This is a genomic window from Pseudogemmobacter sp. TB195 (genome assembly GCF_058313095.1).
In genome coordinates, this window is record NZ_JBZEGG010000018.1 from 106,238 (window position 1) to 122,063 (window position 15,826).

Sequence of the window (15,826 nt, forward strand, 5' to 3'; positions counted from 1 at the left end):
GTCAGCCTTTGGGCATTTCCAGCGCGACCAGCCGGCCACCTTTCTGATAGCGCACCTCATTCTGGGTGATCGCCCTGACCTGACCACCGTCGATCCGGTCGCCGACCGAGACCTTGTGATATTTGCCATTCGCGGTCCGCACCAGAGCGTAGCGTTTGGAGGGCTGGCCATAGACGCCGATCAGATTGATTTTCGACAGATTGATTGCCTTGGCATAGGTTGCCTGTTTCGCGACGCTGGCCTTGGTCGGGATACTCGGTGCCGGGCCGGATGCAACTTCCGGCTCGTCAATCTCATCATGCTCTTCGGGTTTCGCGGCGGCCTTGCCCTTTGGCGCCGGCTGGGGCGCAGGGGCAGAGGCGGTCTCGACCGGCGCGGGCGCGGGCTCCGGGGCACGAACTGCAGCGGCAACTGCCGCCTCGATGGCACGGCTGAAATCCTGCGGGCGCGCCGCGGGGCGCCGCGAGATTGTCATGAGCGACGGGTTGGCCAACTCGGCCGCGCTGAGCCCGGCTGTCGCAGGGACAGTGGCCGAGGCAAGCTGGACGTCTTCTTCATTGGCAAGCGAAGCGGCAGCCGTATCGGCACGGGCCTTTGCACTTGCGGCTTCGACAAGGGCGGGGCGCTGCCGGGGGCGCAGGCTGGCGAAATCAACCGGAGCGGTTGCGGGCTGCAGAGCCGCGTCATCATCGGTTGCGGGCCGGTCCGGACGGGCGCGGGGGCGGCGGTCGGCAAGTTCGGGATCGGGCTGGGCTGCGGGTTCCGTCGTGGCGGCGGTGACGGTTGCCGCAGCGGTGCCGACAGCCCCTCCGGCCAGAGACGGATTGCCCGCCGCTCCGGCCGGGGCGGCAGTGGTCTCGCCCAAAGGCGTCGTGGCGGCGGTGCCCGGCGCGGATTCGGAAGTGGTTCCGGAGGCGGCTTCCGCTGCGGGGGCAGAGGCGGCTGCGGTGGCGGCACGGGCGGCTTCAGCTGCGGCGGTGGCTGCGGCGCTGCGCGGCGGTGGCACGCGCGGCGGCTTACCTTCGAAAAGCATATAACCGCCGGGGGTTGGCAGCCCCGCAGCGGTTGGCATCAGCATCTGGTTTTCGTCATAACGATAGACAGTGCCAAAGGGCGGCGGCGGCATCGGAGCCCCCGGTGGCGCTTCGGCCGAGGTGTCGGGCCCGGGCAGCGAGAGCGCATCAAAGGCAGGCGGCGGCGCATCCGAGCTGGAAAGGAAGATCTCATCCTCGGCATCAAGCAAGGCAACCGCTGCGGGGCTTTCGCTCTCCAGCGCGGTTTCCGGTGCCGGATCCGTGGCTGCATCAGGCACGTCGGCGGCTTCGGTGGCGGTCGCAACCTGGTGCGCCGTCTCGCCTTCTGCCTCGGGGTCAAGCCCGTCGGCCAGCATCTCGTCATCCACGCTGACCGTTGAGCCCTCGCCTGCAGAGGCGCCGGCGAACTGGGTCTCCTCCTCGCCGGAGGTGCGGTTGGAGGAGAGGTAGAAAGACGACCAGGCCGCAACAAGAGCAAGGCAAAGCAACAGGATAGCGGTCAGGATGAGGCCCAGAAAGCGCGGTTTGCCCTTGCTGTTGCGGGGGGCAAAGGGCGACTGGCTGAGGCTGCGGGCTGCGTCATCAGTGCCGTCGGTCGCACGGGGCCTGGCACCGGCCGGCATCTGGCCTGCGGCAGCGGATTGCGCGCGGGTCTTGCGGGTGCCGGGGATTGATGGCGCGGTGATAAGGCCGGCAAGGCTGCCAACTCCGCGCGCGGTCTTGGCAGCGGCGCCTGTTGCTGCGCCGTTGCGGACTGGCGCTGCGAACCCGACAGGATCGCCCGGTATCGCAGCCGGTGTGGCGGTCGGAGCCGCCCGCGCGTCATCTCCGGCCATCACCGGCGGAGCGGAAGAAATGGCGGTACGCGGTGCATTGACGGGGGCGTTCCTGCCCGAGCGGCCATAGGCGGCAAGGGTTGCGGCCGAAGGCGCGGGCGGCAGGTCGTCGTCAATGGTGCCGATCGGAGCTGCCGATTTGCCGGCAACACCGGTCTGACCCGCGGGGTGCACACGTGGGGAGGAGGCCGGGCCCGAAGCCTGGCCCCCCGAAGCCTGGTTCAGCGCCGAGGCCCGCGCGAGCGGCCCGGGCGCTGCCGGTTGCCCTGTCGCCGGTGCAAGCCCTGCCATGCGGCGCGCCAGATGCGGCAGCGGGGGCAGATCCGGGGCCTCGTCGGTCTCGGGGAAGGACGTGTTTTCCGGCACATGCGCGAAGGGCGCCTCGTCCGGGTCCGCCTCGACAGGGTCCGCCTCAACAGGGGACGCCGCCGGTGCGGCCGGAGCCGGGGCTGGGGCGGAAACGGCTGGCGTGACGGGGGCCTGGACCACTCCGGCAGTCAGGCTGACCCGCGGCGACGCGGCAGCGGGGGGGACCGGCGCGGCCGAAGGCTCAACGGCGGGGGTGGCTACACTGCCAAGCGGCGTGATTTCTGTGATCGTGACGCGCGGGCCTGGCGCCTGAGCCACGGGGGGTGAGGCATGTGCCGGCGCGGCCGCCCGGACAAAGGGGGCTGGTTCGTCAAAGCCTTTGTCGGAATGCAGGGGCAATTCAGCCTGCGCCTCGCGCGCGGCAGTCGAAACAGCCGCAGCCGGTGGAGCAGCCGCATCAGCCGCAGCAGCCGGAGCCCCGCCAAAGGCGACTTCCGGTGCCTCTTCCACAGAAGGGAAGGCTTTGGGCTCTTCGGGGAGTGATTCTGCCGCCGGTTGCGCCGCAAGTGGCAGCTCTGCTTCGGCGGTCGCAGGAGCGCCGGTCGCAGACCAGTCCTGTTCAGCGGCTGCGGCACCAGTGCTTTCCGCTTCGGCTTCGGGGTGCGATTCGCTCTGGCTTGCGGCTTCGATCTCGGCCTGGCGTGCGGCTTTCGCGCGGCGGCGGGCGGCGCGGGCCTCGTCGATCAGCAAAATGGCGGCACTGTCGCGCTCGATCTCCTCGCCATCTGCGAGGAAATTGCGGGCATCCGCTGTCTCGCCAAACCAGGGCTCGCCGTCGAATTCGCTCTCGTCCGGGATAGCAACAAAGGCAACAGGGCTGAATTTATGTGTGGTTGCAAAGGCTTCCGCCTCGGCCAGGGTTTCGCGCGCCACGGCGGCGACCCGGGCGGTGCGACCTTCGCCCCGCAACCAGTCCCAGACGATTTCATCCGGGCGGTACGGCGTCCGCGACACAAGCGCATTGGTGATTTCCTGCGCGGTGCGGGCGTCATCGCCGCCAGAGATATCCACCTCGGTATAAAGGATCTGCGAGGCCGGAATCACCAGCTTGGTTGTAAAACCGCCCGGCGAGAGGCCAAGAGCGGTCTTGCGCATGTAATCAAGCGCATCCTCAAGATCGGATGCGTCGAAGGGTGTTTCACCAATCTTCAGCCAGCCCTTCGCCGTCCGGTGCAGAAGCGCGATGCTGGTATCGGTGAAATTGAGGGCAAAATCTGGTTTCATTCCACAGGCCTAGCACAGGACAACTGGGCGCGGAAACGCGCCCGGACGGGATCACTCCTACCTATAGCAGCTTTTCGCCGAATAAAAGAAAAAGACCCGTGAGCAGACCAGGGAATGGTCTTCGACATGCGTTAATGTTCTGTAAGCAGTCGCAGTGATAAGGAGTCTTCCATGCGTATGCGGTCTTTGTTCAAAACCTCCCTTTCGGCCGCGGCCTTTGGCGCGGCGCTGATCGCGGCCTCGCCGGTGCTGGCCGATGGTAAGGCGGTCATCACCGTCAATGGTGAGGCCTCGGTTTCGAAGGCGCCTGATATGGCGACGATTTCGGTCGGGGTCACCTCGGTCGGGGAAAATGCGGGTTCGGCGCTGAAGCTGAACTCGGCCGAAATGGAGAAGGTGATTGCGCGCCTGAAAGAGCTGGGCGTGGCCGAGGGTGACATGCAGACCTCGGGTCTTTCGGTCAATCCGAACTGGTCGAATTCCTATTCGTCTTCGGGTACACAGAAGATCGACGGCTTTACCGCGATGAACTACCTGACGGTGGGCATCCGCGATCTGGATAAGCTGGGCGCGACCCTTGATCAGGTTGTGACCGATGGGGCGAATACCCTTAACGGCGTCACCTTCGCCCTGGTCGACCCGCGCCCGGCGCTGGACGAGGCGCGCAAGCTCGCCGTGGCCGATGCGCGCGCGCGGGCCGAACTCCTGGCAGAAGCGGCAGGGGTCAAGCTGGGTGACCTGGTCTCGCTGACCGATGGCGGCGGCTATAGCGGTGGCCCGGCGCCGATGTTCAAGGCGGATGCCGCCTCGGTCCCGGTGCAAAAAGGCGATGTCAGCTATCAGGCGACCGTCACCATCACCTGGGAAATCGGCGGCTGATCCTGTCAAATATCCTGCGGCGGGGATAACCCGCCGCAGGGCTTTACGTCAGCGGCTCTTGCCGGTGGCGGCGGTGATCGCCTGGTCGAGATCGGCGATGATGTCATCGGCATTCTCGATCCCGATCGAGACCCGCACCACATTCGGCGCAGCCCCCGCCTTGACCTGCTGTTCTTCGGTCAGCTGGCGATGGGTGGTCGAGGCGGAATGGATGACCAGCGACCGCGTATCACCGAGATTCGCCACATGGCGGAACAGTTTCAGGTTGTTGATCAGGCTGACACAGGCGTCGTAGCCATCCTTCAGCGCGAAGGTGAACAGCGCCCCGGCGCCTTTCGGCGTGATCTTCTTCACCTTCTTATACGAGGGCGAAGATTTCAGCCCGGCCCAGGTGACGAATTCGACACGGGGGTCGGCCTCCAGCCATTCCGCGACCTTCTTCGCATTGGCGACATGACGCTCCATCCGCAGACCCAGCGTCTCGATCCCCATCAGCGTGTAATGCGCGCCCTGCGGGTTCATCGTCATGCCCAGATCCCTGAGCCCGACTGCGATGGAGTGGAAGGTATAGGCCATGCCGCCCAAAGTCGGGTGGAACACGAGGCCATGATAGGCGGGCTCGGGCTGCGAGAGCGAGGGAAACTTATCGCTTTCCGACCAGTTGAACTTGCCCGAATCGAGGACGATGCCGCCGGTGACGGTGCCATTGCCGGTGAGGTATTTCGTCGCCGAATGCACAACCAGCGTCGCGCCAAGCGCAATCGGGTTGCACAGATACGGCGTCGCCGTGGTGTTGTCGATGATCAGCGGGATGCCCTTGCGGTCAGCGATTTTCGCGAGCGCCGGGATGTCGGTGATATAGCCGCCGGGATTCGCGATGGTCTCGGCGAAAATAGCCCGGGTGTTCTTGTCGACAGCCTTCGCCACCGCGCCCAGATCATCGGTATCGACAAATTTCGCCGACCAGCCAAAGCGTTTGATGGTCTGGCTGAACTGGGTGATGGTGCCGCCGTAAAGCCTTGTCGAGGCGACGATATTCTTGCCAGGCCCCATCAGCGGGAACAGCGCCATGATCTGCGCCGCGTGGCCCGACGAACAGGCGATCCCACCCACAGCGCCTTCAAGGGCGGCTACCCGGGCGACCAGCGCCGAGACGGTCGGGTTTGTCAGACGTGAATAGATATAGCCGATCTCTTCCAGACCAAAGAGCCGCGCCGCATGGTCTGCATCTTTGAACTGATAGGCCGTGGTCTGATAGATCGGCGGGTTGATGGCGCCGGTTGCGGGGTCGGGGGTGGCGCCGGCATGAACTGCCAGCGTGTCGAAACCATGCGGCTTCGGCTCGGTATTTTCGGTCATATGGTCCTCCCATGTCTCCATTCCGGCGCGAGGTTAGGCAAAGCCAACCGGCGCGGCAATGTCTGGTTGCGGCCATGATCAGCCTCATTTCTCATGAGGATCATGCAAATATGACATGCGGCACGCTGGGGGAGTGCCTTATCGTCAGTGGCGCAGTTCCCGCCCTCAGGCGCGATCATCCTTGGGGCTGCCCATCACCACATAAGAGGTGACCGAGCGCACCTGGGGCAATGTGCCAAGGATCTCGGTATGCCAGTGCTTGTAACTGGCAAGGTCCCGCGTCTCGACCCGCAAGAGATATTCCACCGCGCCGGTGACATTATGGCATTCCCGCACCTGCGGTGCGAGGATCACCGCGCGTTCAAACGCCTCCTGCGAGGCCTTGGTATGGGTGTTCAGCCCGACAGTGATATAGGCGATGAACCCGATCCCGAGCTTTTCCGGGTCGAGCACCGCCCGATAGCCCCGGATGACACCGATTCGCTCCAGATCCTGAACCCGGCGCAAAGTGGCCGAGGGTGAGAGACCGATCTTCGTCGCCAGCGCCAGATTGGTCAGCCGCCCGTCCGCCGTCAGGGCGCGCAATATCTTTTCGTCGATCTGATCTATATCCGTCATAAGTTGCAAATATTGCCGTTCAGCGCGCATCTTTGCAATCAGATTGCGGCAAATCCGGGCAATGTTTGCGCCATGACATATGACGCTTTCCTCGCCCTTCTGGGCTTTGCCATGGCCACGACCTTCACCCCGGGGCCGAACAATATGATGCTGATCGCCTCAGGGGTGAATTTCGGCTTTCGCCGCACCATCCCGCATATGCTGGGGATCTGTCTCGGTGTGGTGAGTCTCGTGCTCCTGACCGGGCTGGGCGTTGCGGGCCTGTTCCAGGTCTGGCCGCCCGCGCTGAACGTGCTGAAAGCGGTATCGGTCGCCTATATGCTCTGGCTCGCCTGGAAGATTGCCATGTCTTCGACACCCGGAGAGCGTGGCACCGGTGCGAAACCGATGACGCTGATTCAGGCGGCGGCGTTTCAATGGGTGAACCCGAAGGCCTGGGCGATGGCTCTGGGCGGGGTTGCCGCCTATGTCCCGCATCCCGATGCGAGGTCGCTCGCCCTGGCCGCCATTGCCTTCGCGCTGGTCTCGATCCCGTCCACATCGACCTGGGCCGCCGCGGGGCAGGGGTTGCAGCGCTGGCTCTCACAGTCTTCCCGCCTGCGCGCCTTCAACTGGACGATGGCGGTGCTGCTGGTTCTGTCCCTCTGGCCGGTGATCACGATGAAACTTGCACAGTAAATCTAAGGGCCAGGAGGGGCGGGGCCAGGTCAGCCCGTTCTTTCTCCTGGCCCCTATATTGCAGGGGTCTGCCCCCGTGTGCTCAGCGGTTGCGGGTGTCCACCGGATAGGCGGTCGTGAACTTCATCCGCTCCATCGCGAAATGCGAGGTCAGGTTCTTGATCGGCACCGCATCTGTCAGCCGTTTGTAAAGCTGGTCAAAGCTTTCCATATCCGCGACCGACACCCGCAAGAGGTAATCCATCTCGCCGGCCATGCGGTAGACTTCCATCACCTCGGGGAACTGACCGACGGCCCGAGCGAACGTATCGCGCCAGGTCGCCGAATGATCGGGCGCCTCAATGCCGATGAAGACCGTCAGCCCAAAGCCCAGCCGCGCCGGGTTTGCCAGCGCCACGCGCCCGGTCAGGACGCCATTGGCCTCGAGTTTCTGGATACGTTTCCAGCAGGGCGTCTGCGACAGGCCAACGCGGTCCGCGATCTGCGCCACGGGCAGTGTCGCGTCGCGCATCAGCTCGGCCACGATCTTACGGTCGATCAGATCGAGATTGTCCATCTGTTGCTCCTGCATCCGGCAGTGGGTTCGTTCTCATTCTGGTCGCATAAATACACTTTTGTCTACTGGTTAAATCGTCTTTAATTCCATCCAGGGAAACTGGCCCGGAATCCCTTGTTTTTCGCGGGCAATCATTCCAGATGAACCCGTGGAACGGGGAAAACCTCGCTTTGCCAGATTGATTCGCACTGACTGTCTCCATAGGCTTACCCATATGATCACCCAGAAGATGAAATATGCCCTCAAGGCCCTTCTCGTTCTTGGTGACGAAGCCGGCAAAGCGGAGCCCGTGGCGCTGACCATCGAAGAGATCGCGCGCCGCTCGGGCACGCCGAAACGATTCCTCGAACATATTCTGCTTGAGGTCAGGAATGCCGGGGTGATTGCGTCGACACGCGGGCGCTCGGGGGGCTATTCGCTGATCAAGAAACCGGCCGAGGTCTCGATCTCAGAGCTGTTGCGGCTGATCGACGGGCCCATTGCGCCGCTTCCCTGCCTGTCGCGCCGTGCCTATCAGCGGTGCGAGGATTGCACCGATGAGGCGAGCTGCCGCATCCGCAAAATCTTTGCCGAGGTCTTCTGGTCCTATCTGGTGATCATCGAATCACTGACGCTTGCCGACATGCTGCGCTCGGACAAGGTGGCCGAACAGGTTCTGGGCGGCTGAACCAGCGGCCTGGCGGTCGGAAGGCTGGTCGCGGCCTGTTTCGGACAGGGCAGCATCAGAAGCAGGTGGGCTGCTTCTTATAGCGACAGAGCGCACCCGATTGTGGCGCCCTGATCCTGGCCCGTTATCGTCACCGGCCGGAGAAAAGGCCGGTCTGGGGCCCTCGATTCCCCCTGACCTGATCCCTCTGTGAAACCGCTCCCGGCAGAAACGATGGTTTCTGGCTGCGATTTGCCCGAGACGTAGAATTTTCTTCTCTCTGGATGGGGCATTTCACCAGAAACATTCCTTTGCAAATAACGAGTAATCCTGTCGTTATTATGTGTATTGGCTGGCATGGTGCCGGACAGGACAAGTGCAGGAGAGTGCAGGATGACCGCAGCATTCGCTTTCGGAACGCCCGCAACGGGCAACGCTTATACCCCCATCGGCCGCCCGGCCCAGGGTCAGGGCATGTCCGGCACCTGTGTCGTTCGCCTGATCGACCGCCGCACCGGGATGACGCATCGCGTCAATGGCACGCCGCTGGTGATCTTCACCCGGCGCCCGTCCGAGGCGGTGGCCGAACTGCTTTCTGGCCGTGACCGATCGGTCTGGGAAGCCCGCATCGACCCGATCGAACCGTAAGGAGCGCGCAACCATGACCCATCAGACACTTTTCGGCCTCGTGCCCTTCCTGCAGCTGCCGCGCAGCCGGGACGGGCAGCGCGACAAAACCAGCTTGCAGGAGACAGAAATGACCATCCAGACGCCCCGCATCGACACCCCGCGCGAGACCCGTTCGACGATCCTCTCCGGCTTTCGCAGTCTTGAGGGCTGGCCGGTTTCGCGGCTGATCCGTGGCGCCGTGGCCGGGATTGCCCTCGTGGTATCCGGCGCGCTCGCCGCTCCGGTCCAGGCGGAATCGCTGCTGAACGTCTCATATGACCCGACCCGCGAGCTTTACCGCGAGTTCAACGAGGCTTTCGCGAAATACTGGGTCGCCGAAGGCAATGAAGCGCCGGAGATCGAGGTCTCGCATGGCGGCTCCGGCGCGCAGGCCCGTGCCGTGGTCGAGGGGCTTGAGGCCCAGGTGCTCACCCTTGCGCTTGGCGGCGATATCGACCGGGTGGCCGAGACCGGCAAGCTTCCGAAAGACTGGCAGACCAAACTGCCGCATAACTCCTCGCCCTATACTTCGACCATTGTGTTCCTTGTGCGTGAAGGGAACCCCAAGGGGCTGAACGACTGGGGCGATCTGCTGAAAGACGGCGTCGAGGTGATCACGCCGAACCCGAAAACCTCGGGCGGGGCGCGCTGGAACTATCTGGCGGCCTGGGCCTGGGCCGAAAAGAACGGCAAGGATCCGAAGGACTTCGTGAAAGCCCTGTTCGAACATGTGCCGGTGCTCGATACCGGGGCGCGCGGTTCGACCACCACCTTCGTTCAGCGTGAGATCGGCGATGTGCTGCTCGCCTGGGAAAACGAGGCCTATCTCGCGCTGCAGGAGATCGGCGAAGACAGTTTCGACATCGTCGTGCCGAGCGTCTCGATCCTGACCGAACCGCCGGTTGCCCTGGTCGAAGGCAATATCAAGAGCGACGAACAGCGCAAACTGGCCGAGGCCTATCTGAACTATCTCTACAGCCCCGAAGGCCAGGCGATTGCGTTCAAGAACTTCTACCGGGCCTGGGACACATCGGCCGCCAATCCCGAAGATGTGGCCCGTTTTCCGAAACTTGATCTGGTGACCATCGCCGATTTCGGCGGCTGGGAAAAAGCCCAACCCGAGCATTTCGGGGATGGCGGCACCTTCGACCAGATCTACGTCGCAAAGTAAGGATCCGGGATGGGCAGGCCTGTCGTCCACAGATCTCCGATGCCGGGCCTCGGCCTGTCGATGGGGATCACCTTCACGATGCTCTCGATTGTGGTTCTCCTGCCCATCGGCGCCCTGCTTTTGCAGGGCGTCAGCTATGGCGCTGAAGGGATCTGGGCCACCGTCAACCGCGAGCGGGTCTGGAAGGCGCTCTATCTTTCCTTCCGCCTGTCCTTCTACGCGGCGGTGTTCAACCTGATCTTCGGGGTGATCCTTGCCTGGGTGCTGACACGTTATCGGTTTCCGGGGCACCGGATCCTTGATGCGGCCGTCGATCTGCCCTTCGCGCTGCCGACTGCCGTGGCCGGGATCGCGCTGACTGCGCTTTACGCGCCCAACGGCTTCTTCGGCGCAAGCTGGACCCATACCATTGCGCCTGCGCTGAATGCGGGCCTCGCCTGGCCCGAGGCTGCGCTGAATGTGCTGGTGACCGGCCTCGGGTTTGAACCCTGGTCGCTGCAGGTGCCGCCGCGCATCGCCTATTCGACGATGGGGATCTTCATCGCGCTGGTTTTCGTGGGCCTGCCTTTCGTGGCCCGCACCGTGCAGCCGGTGATCCATGAGATCGACCGCGAGGTCGAAGAAGCCTCGGCAACGCTGGGCGCCTCGCGCGTGCATACTTTGCGCCGTGTGGTCTGGCCGATGCTCCTGCCCGCGGCGCTCACCGGGTTTGCGCTCTCGCTGGCGCGGGCGGTGGGCGAATATGGCTCGGTCATCTTCATCGCGGGCAACAAGCCGCTCGTGACCGAGATCGCGCCGCTTCTCATAGTCATTCAGCTTGAGGAATTCAGCTATGATGGTGCCGCCGCCATCGGCATTGCGATGCTGGTGATCTCTTTCGCCATGCTCCTCGTGATCAACCTGATCCAGGTCTGGAGCCGCCGGAGAATTGGCTATGTCTGATCTGAGCCACGCAACCCCCGCCCGCAGTTTCCGCGCCCCGACCGAAGAGGCGCCGCTGGCCCGCTGGCTGCTGATCGGTTTCGTGACGCTGGCGCTGGCGGTGCTGGTTTTCGCGCCGCTGATCGCGATCTTTGTTGAAGCACTTTCAAAAGGCTGGGAGGCGGCCTGGAAAAGCCTTTTCAGCCGCGAGGCGCTGCCGGCGATCAAACTGACGCTGACGGTTGCGGCCATCGCGGTGCCGCTGAACGCCGCTTTCGGCATCGCTGCCGCCTGGTTCATCACCAAATTTGACTTTCGCGGCAAGGCCTTCCTTATCACTTTGATTGATCTGCCCTTCTCGGTCTCGCCGGTTGTCGCGGGTCTGTGCATCGTGCTGCTGTTCGGCGCCAATACCGCCATCGGTGCCTGGCTTGTGGCACATGGTTTTCCCATCGTTTTCGCCCTGCCGGGGATCGTGCTGGCCACGGTCTTCGTCACTTTCCCCTTCGTCGCGCGCGAACTGATCCCGGTGATGATCGAACAGGGGCGCGCCGAGGAAGAGGCGGCGCTGACGCTCGGTGCCTCGGGCTGGCGGACCTTTCTGACTGTCACCTTGCCGAATATCCGCTGGGCGCTGCTTTACGGTGTGCTGCTCAGCAATGCCCGCGCGATGGGCGAATTCGGAGCGGTCGCTGTGGTTTCAGGCCGGCGCGAATCTGCAACGACCATGCCGCTCAAGATCGAGATGTTCTATAATGAGTACCAGGGGGCCACCGCCTTTGCGATGGCGGGGCTGCTTGCCTTCCTCGCGCTGCTCACACTTCTCCTCAAGACCTGGCTCGAAAACCGCCACGCCGGCGAACTCTCCGCCAACCGGCGCGGCCATTAACTTTGCCTTGAACTGAATACTCCCGGGTGTGGGGCAAAGCCCCACCGCCAGCAGCCACAGGAGCCGCCCTTGAAAATCGAAATCGACGAAATCTCGAAAGCCTTTGGCACCACCGCTGCCCTGACGCCGGTTTCGCTCTCGATCCCCTCGGGCGCGCTGGTGGCGCTGCTGGGCCCGTCGGGATCGGGCAAGACCACGCTGCTGCGGATCCTTGGCGGGCTGGAATTTCCGACCTCGGGGCGGGTGCTGTTTGATGGCCAGGATGCGACCGGATTGACGGTGCAACAACGCCGTGCGGGCTTTGTGTTCCAGTCTTACGCGCTGTTTCGCCATATGACGGTGTTCGAAAACATCGCTTACGGGCTCAGGGCGCGTCCGCGTGCGGTCCGTCCGCCAAAGGCAGAAATCACCCGGCGGGTGACGAAACTGCTGGAGCTGATCCAGCTTCCCGAGATCGGCGCGCGCTATCCGAGCCAGCTCTCTGGCGGTCAGCGGCAGCGTGTGGCCCTTGCGCGGGCGCTGGCGATCGAGCCGAGGATGCTCTTGCTGGACGAGCCCTTTGGCGCGCTGGATGCGAAAGTGCGCAAGGAATTGCGCCAGGGGCTGCGCGACATCCATGACGAGACCGGGCTGACCACGGTCTTCGTAACCCATGACCAGGAAGAGGCGATGGAACTGGCCGATCTGGTGGTGGTCATGTCCGGTTCGCAGACCGGCGGACGGATCGAGCAGATCGGCAAGCCTGCCGATATCCGCGCCCGGCCCGCGAGCGATTTCGTCCGCAGCTTTATCGCGGCCTGATCACGCCCCCCCCGGCCGGCGTTGAGGTCCGGGAGACTACCAGCCCAGCCGGATCGCGCCTTCGGTGATGTCGCAGGCAAGGCTCAGGCCGCGCTCCCGGATCTCTGTAAAGGCGAGTGCGAATTGAACATGCGAGGCGGCAATCGGTGTGCCTTCGCAGTCTCTGGAAGGCAGCCCGGCGAAGGCAGGGCTGAACATATCCCAAAAACGCGGCTCTGCCCGCATCCGCGCCGCTTCCGCGATGATCTGCCAGCCGCCAGAGGGGTGAGCGCCCTCCTTCTGCGCGGCGCTGCTCTGGGCGGCGCGGATGGTGCCGCCATAGGGCAGGGCGCTTTCCAGACATTGCAGCAGCAGGAAGGCCAGTTTGACATCGCGCCGGTCAAGTTCGGTCCCGCTCGACCAGTCCAGTTTCAGCCGGCCGCCGCGCGACATGGCCGAAAGGATGCCGGTGACTTCGCTGCGTGCAATGCGCTGATCAGTGCCGGCGAGGCCGAACGCCACCCGGAAGAACCGGATCCGGGCATTCGCGCTTTCCACGCTTTCGGCAATCAGCGCCAGTTCAGGCGAAGCGGCGCTGCGATCCATCATCATCAGCTCGACCCCGTTGCCGATCGCTCCGATTGGGCTGATAAGGTCATGACAGATCCGTGATCCGATAAGCGCTGCGAGATCGGTCTTGTCTTGCATCTGATAACCTCGGGAAATTGCTAAATGAATTCTCTCCTGGAACCTGGTATGTTCGTGAGCTGCCCGTCGCGTCCCGATTGGGGGCTGGGGCAGGTTCAGTCAAATATTGCAGGACGGGTAACGGTTAACTTTGAACACGCTGGAAAGCAGGTGATCGACAGCAGGAATGTGGATCTGCGTCCCGAATTCGGTATCTGAGAAGCGTGGAGTGTTTTTCCAGAATTATCAAGGATTAACGGCATTGCGACCGCAACGGGCAGCGCACGCCGTGGCGACGGGATCGCGCCAGACCGGCCATTCAGGCCAAATTCGCGCCCTCGGGGCCGAACTCTGATCACAGAGCTTTGGATTGCAACAAGACTGTTACATGATTAAGTCAGGAAGAGAGCCGGAACAGTGTGGCGCAGGGGAGACCCCGTGCCACCAGCGCCAGAGACGTCCCTCATAAAAAGTCGCCTCCTGACGATATGCTTGCCGAAGAACCCAACTATACGCTCCGCCTCGCGACGGAAGTGGTCGATATTTTCGCAGCCCAGCGTTTGCGATACCTGGTCTTTGTCGAGGAGCTGGGCGCCAGCGGCGGCATGATCGATCATGAGCGCCGGATCGAGACCGATGCCTTTGACGCGATCTTCGACCATCTCGTGCTGATCGACAAACGCATCCCGCCCGAGACGGGCGACCATGTGGTCGGGGCCTACCGGCTTCTGCCCTGTGATCGTTTGCCCGAGGGCGGGCGCTTCTATTCCGAAGATGAATATGACCTCGCGCCCTTGCGCGCGACGGGGCGGCGCCTGCTGGAACTGGGCCGCACCTGTGTTCATCCCGACCACCGGGGCGGCGCTGCGATGTTCCTGCTGTGGAACGGCCTTGCGGAATATGTGCTGGAGCGCGGTATCGAGGTGATGTTCGGCCCGGCCTCGTTCCATGGCACCGATGTGGCGGCGCTGGCAAAGCCGCTGTCCTGGCTCTGGCATCACCATCTGGCACCGCCTGAGCTGCGCGTCCGCGCGCTGGAGCCGGGGCGTGCCGCCATGGATCTGATCGCGAATGAGGATCTCGACCGCGCCTCGGCCATGGCGCAGATGCCGGCGCTGATCAAAGCCTATCTGCGGCTGGGCGGCTTCGTGGGCGACGGCGCCTTTATTGACCGCCCCTTCAATACAACCGATGTTTGCCTTCTGATGGATACCGGGAAAATGTCGGCCCGCCATCGGGATTTCTATACGCGCAAACAGGGAACGACTTGAGCCAGACCGCAGACCGCCCGCCTGAACCCTCCGATACCGCTTTCTCGCCGGACGATGCGCCGCCACCTCCGCGCCGGATCGGGCCAGTGGGCTGGCTGCTTGTAGCCGGGCGCGGGACCGTGCTGGTCGTCTTCCTTATGCTGGGCCTGATGGTCCATTCGCTGATCCGCCTGATCGAATGGCCGCTTTGCGGTCAGAATCGCCCGGTGACGCCCTGGGTCACCCGCTTTGTCTGCCGTATCGTGTTGCGCATCATGGGGATCGGCTATTCGACGCGCGGCGCGCCGATGTCCCATAAGGGCGCGGTCGTCGCCAATCACGCCGGCTGGCTGGACATCTTTCCCCTGAATGCCGGGCAGAGCATCTATTTCGTCTCGAAAGCCGAGGTTTCCTCCTGGCCCGGTATCGGCCTGCTCGCGAAAGCCACCGGCACGGTCTTTATCTCACGCAAGGGGACCGAGGCGAAACGTCAGCAGGAGGTCTTCGAGAACCGTCTTCGCGCTGGCCATCAGCTTTTGTTCTTCCCCGAGGGCACCTCGACCGACAGCCTGACCGTGCTGCCGTTCAAATCAACTTTGTTCCAGGCGTTCTATACCCATGGGCTCGACCGCGTGCTGCAGATCCAGCCGGTGACCGTGGTCTGGCATGCGCCTGCAGGCGAGGATCCGCGTTTCTATGGCTGGTGGGGCGATATGGATTTCGCGACGCATCTTCTCCGGGTGCTGTCGGTGCCGCGTCAGGGCCGGGTCGAAGTGATCTGGCATCCGCCGGTGCCGGTGGATGCCTTTCCCGGACGGAAGGAGCTGGCTCTCTATTGTGAGCGGGTGATCCGAACAGCCCATCCTCTGGCGCATAACTGACCTGGAACAGTGAGACCAATAAGGCCCGGCACCGCCGGGCCATTTTCGTCTGGCTCTCTGAGGGGGCGCTTCGGGTGACTGGGTTGCGGAGGGCGGGCTGCGGTTCTGATTCTGCTCAGGTTTGCGGTGGTTTGGGAGAATCATCGTTGTGATTCTGGTGCTTGAGGGCTTTTGCGGGCGAGTTATCCCCATTTTGGGCGCGGGTCTGGGGATAAGGTTGTCCGGGGCTTTGGCAGGCATTCGCGGACGGGCCTTATTTTATTGGCTACTGCCAAAAAAAGGTCATGAAGTGCATTTTTCTGCTTGCGGGTTTGTTTTGTGGGGCCTAGATACCGCCTCACCGAAACGGAACGGTTGGCGGAACGAAGCGGCCTGAAGC

At 63.4% G+C, this 15,826-nt stretch carries 16 protein-coding genes; 11 read left to right on the plus strand and 5 right to left on the minus strand.

Annotation, left to right across the window (positions count from 1 at the left end):
• Position 1: 1 nt before the first annotated feature.
• Entirely contained in the window at positions 2-3,463 is a 3,462-nt protein-coding gene (locus tag AC4FS3_RS18295) for a hypothetical protein (protein ID WP_491021716.1), read from the minus strand.
• Between the two features lie 171 nt (positions 3,464-3,634).
• Here AC4FS3_RS18295 and AC4FS3_RS18300 point away from each other — a divergent pair, with 171 nt between their 5' ends.
• On the plus strand, positions 3,635-4,342 hold the full coding sequence (locus AC4FS3_RS18300) for an SIMPL domain-containing protein (protein ID WP_233092810.1): 708 nt from the start codon (positions 3,635-3,637) through the stop codon (positions 4,340-4,342).
• A 48-nt stretch (positions 4,343-4,390) separates the two neighbouring features.
• Here the strand turns inward: AC4FS3_RS18300 and AC4FS3_RS18305 are convergent, their stop codons facing one another.
• Positions 4,391-5,701, minus strand: coding sequence for an O-acetylhomoserine aminocarboxypropyltransferase/cysteine synthase family protein (locus AC4FS3_RS18305; RefSeq protein WP_283177193.1), 1,311 nt, complete (start codon positions 5,699-5,701; stop codon positions 4,391-4,393).
• A gap of 165 nt (positions 5,702-5,866) precedes the next feature.
• Complete coding sequence (locus AC4FS3_RS18310) at positions 5,867-6,319, minus strand: Lrp/AsnC family transcriptional regulator (RefSeq protein WP_491021717.1); 453 nt, start codon at positions 6,317-6,319, stop codon at positions 5,867-5,869.
• Positions 6,320-6,391: 72 nt separating this feature from the next.
• Here AC4FS3_RS18310 and AC4FS3_RS18315 point away from each other — a divergent pair, with 72 nt between their 5' ends.
• Positions 6,392-6,997 (plus strand): LysE family translocator, encoded by a 606-nt coding sequence (locus tag AC4FS3_RS18315; protein ID WP_491021718.1) that lies wholly within the window; start codon positions 6,392-6,394, stop codon positions 6,995-6,997.
• An 82-nt stretch (positions 6,998-7,079) separates the two neighbouring features.
• On the opposite strand, the gene AC4FS3_RS18320 is transcribed toward AC4FS3_RS18315, so the two are convergent.
• Positions 7,080-7,553: an Lrp/AsnC family transcriptional regulator gene (locus tag AC4FS3_RS18320; protein WP_283177195.1), complete on the minus strand. Its 474-nt coding sequence runs from the start codon at positions 7,551-7,553 to the stop codon at positions 7,080-7,082.
• Positions 7,554-7,767: 214 nt separating this feature from the next.
• Here AC4FS3_RS18320 and AC4FS3_RS18325 point away from each other — a divergent pair, with 214 nt between their 5' ends.
• From AC4FS3_RS18325 to AC4FS3_RS18350, 6 genes are all read left to right on the plus strand, one after another.
• Complete coding sequence (locus tag AC4FS3_RS18325) at positions 7,768-8,220, plus strand: RrF2 family transcriptional regulator (RefSeq protein ID WP_283177196.1); 453 nt, start codon at positions 7,768-7,770, stop codon at positions 8,218-8,220.
• 372 nt (positions 8,221-8,592) lie between these two features.
• Positions 8,593-8,847, plus strand: a complete 255-nt coding sequence (locus AC4FS3_RS18330) for a hypothetical protein (protein WP_092895833.1) — start codon at positions 8,593-8,595, stop codon at positions 8,845-8,847.
• A gap of 13 nt (positions 8,848-8,860) precedes the next feature.
• On the plus strand, positions 8,861-10,039 hold the full coding sequence (locus AC4FS3_RS18335; RefSeq protein ID WP_283177197.1) for a sulfate ABC transporter substrate-binding protein: 1,179 nt from the start codon (positions 8,861-8,863) through the stop codon (positions 10,037-10,039).
• 39 nt (positions 10,040-10,078) lie between these two features.
• Positions 10,079-10,981: an ABC transporter permease gene (locus AC4FS3_RS18340; protein WP_491021719.1), complete on the plus strand. Its 903-nt coding sequence runs from the start codon at positions 10,079-10,081 to the stop codon at positions 10,979-10,981.
• Complete coding sequence (cysW, locus tag AC4FS3_RS18345; RefSeq protein ID WP_283177199.1) at positions 10,974-11,849, plus strand: sulfate ABC transporter permease subunit CysW; 876 nt, start codon at positions 10,974-10,976, stop codon at positions 11,847-11,849. Before AC4FS3_RS18340 ends, cysW begins: the two co-directional genes overlap by 8 nt.
• Before the next feature lie 69 nt (positions 11,850-11,918).
• On the plus strand, positions 11,919-12,650 hold the full coding sequence (locus AC4FS3_RS18350) for a sulfate/molybdate ABC transporter ATP-binding protein (protein WP_198836658.1): 732 nt from the start codon (positions 11,919-11,921) through the stop codon (positions 12,648-12,650).
• A 36-nt stretch (positions 12,651-12,686) separates the two neighbouring features.
• On the opposite strand, the gene AC4FS3_RS18355 is transcribed toward AC4FS3_RS18350, so the two are convergent.
• Positions 12,687-13,337, minus strand: a complete 651-nt coding sequence (locus AC4FS3_RS18355) for a histidine phosphotransferase family protein (protein WP_283177200.1) — start codon at positions 13,335-13,337, stop codon at positions 12,687-12,689.
• Between the two features lie 24 nt (positions 13,338-13,361).
• On the opposite strand from AC4FS3_RS18355, the gene AC4FS3_RS18360 reads away from it, so the two are divergent.
• The 3 genes from AC4FS3_RS18360 (at position 13,362) to olsA (ending at position 15,447) form a co-directional block, all read left to right on the plus strand.
• A complete protein-coding gene (locus tag AC4FS3_RS18360; RefSeq protein WP_283177201.1) occupies positions 13,362-13,535 on the plus strand; it encodes a DUF3553 domain-containing protein in 174 nt (57 codons plus the stop codon).
• A gap of 269 nt (positions 13,536-13,804) precedes the next feature.
• Entirely contained in the window at positions 13,805-14,587 is a 783-nt protein-coding gene (gene olsB / locus AC4FS3_RS18365) for an L-ornithine N(alpha)-acyltransferase (RefSeq protein ID WP_491021720.1), read from the plus strand.
• Positions 14,584-15,447 (plus strand): lyso-ornithine lipid O-acyltransferase, encoded by an 864-nt coding sequence (olsA, locus tag AC4FS3_RS18370; protein ID WP_491021721.1) that lies wholly within the window; start codon positions 14,584-14,586, stop codon positions 15,445-15,447. The genes olsB and olsA overlap by 4 nt, the downstream gene beginning before the upstream one ends.
• Positions 15,448-15,826 lie beyond the last annotated feature (379 nt).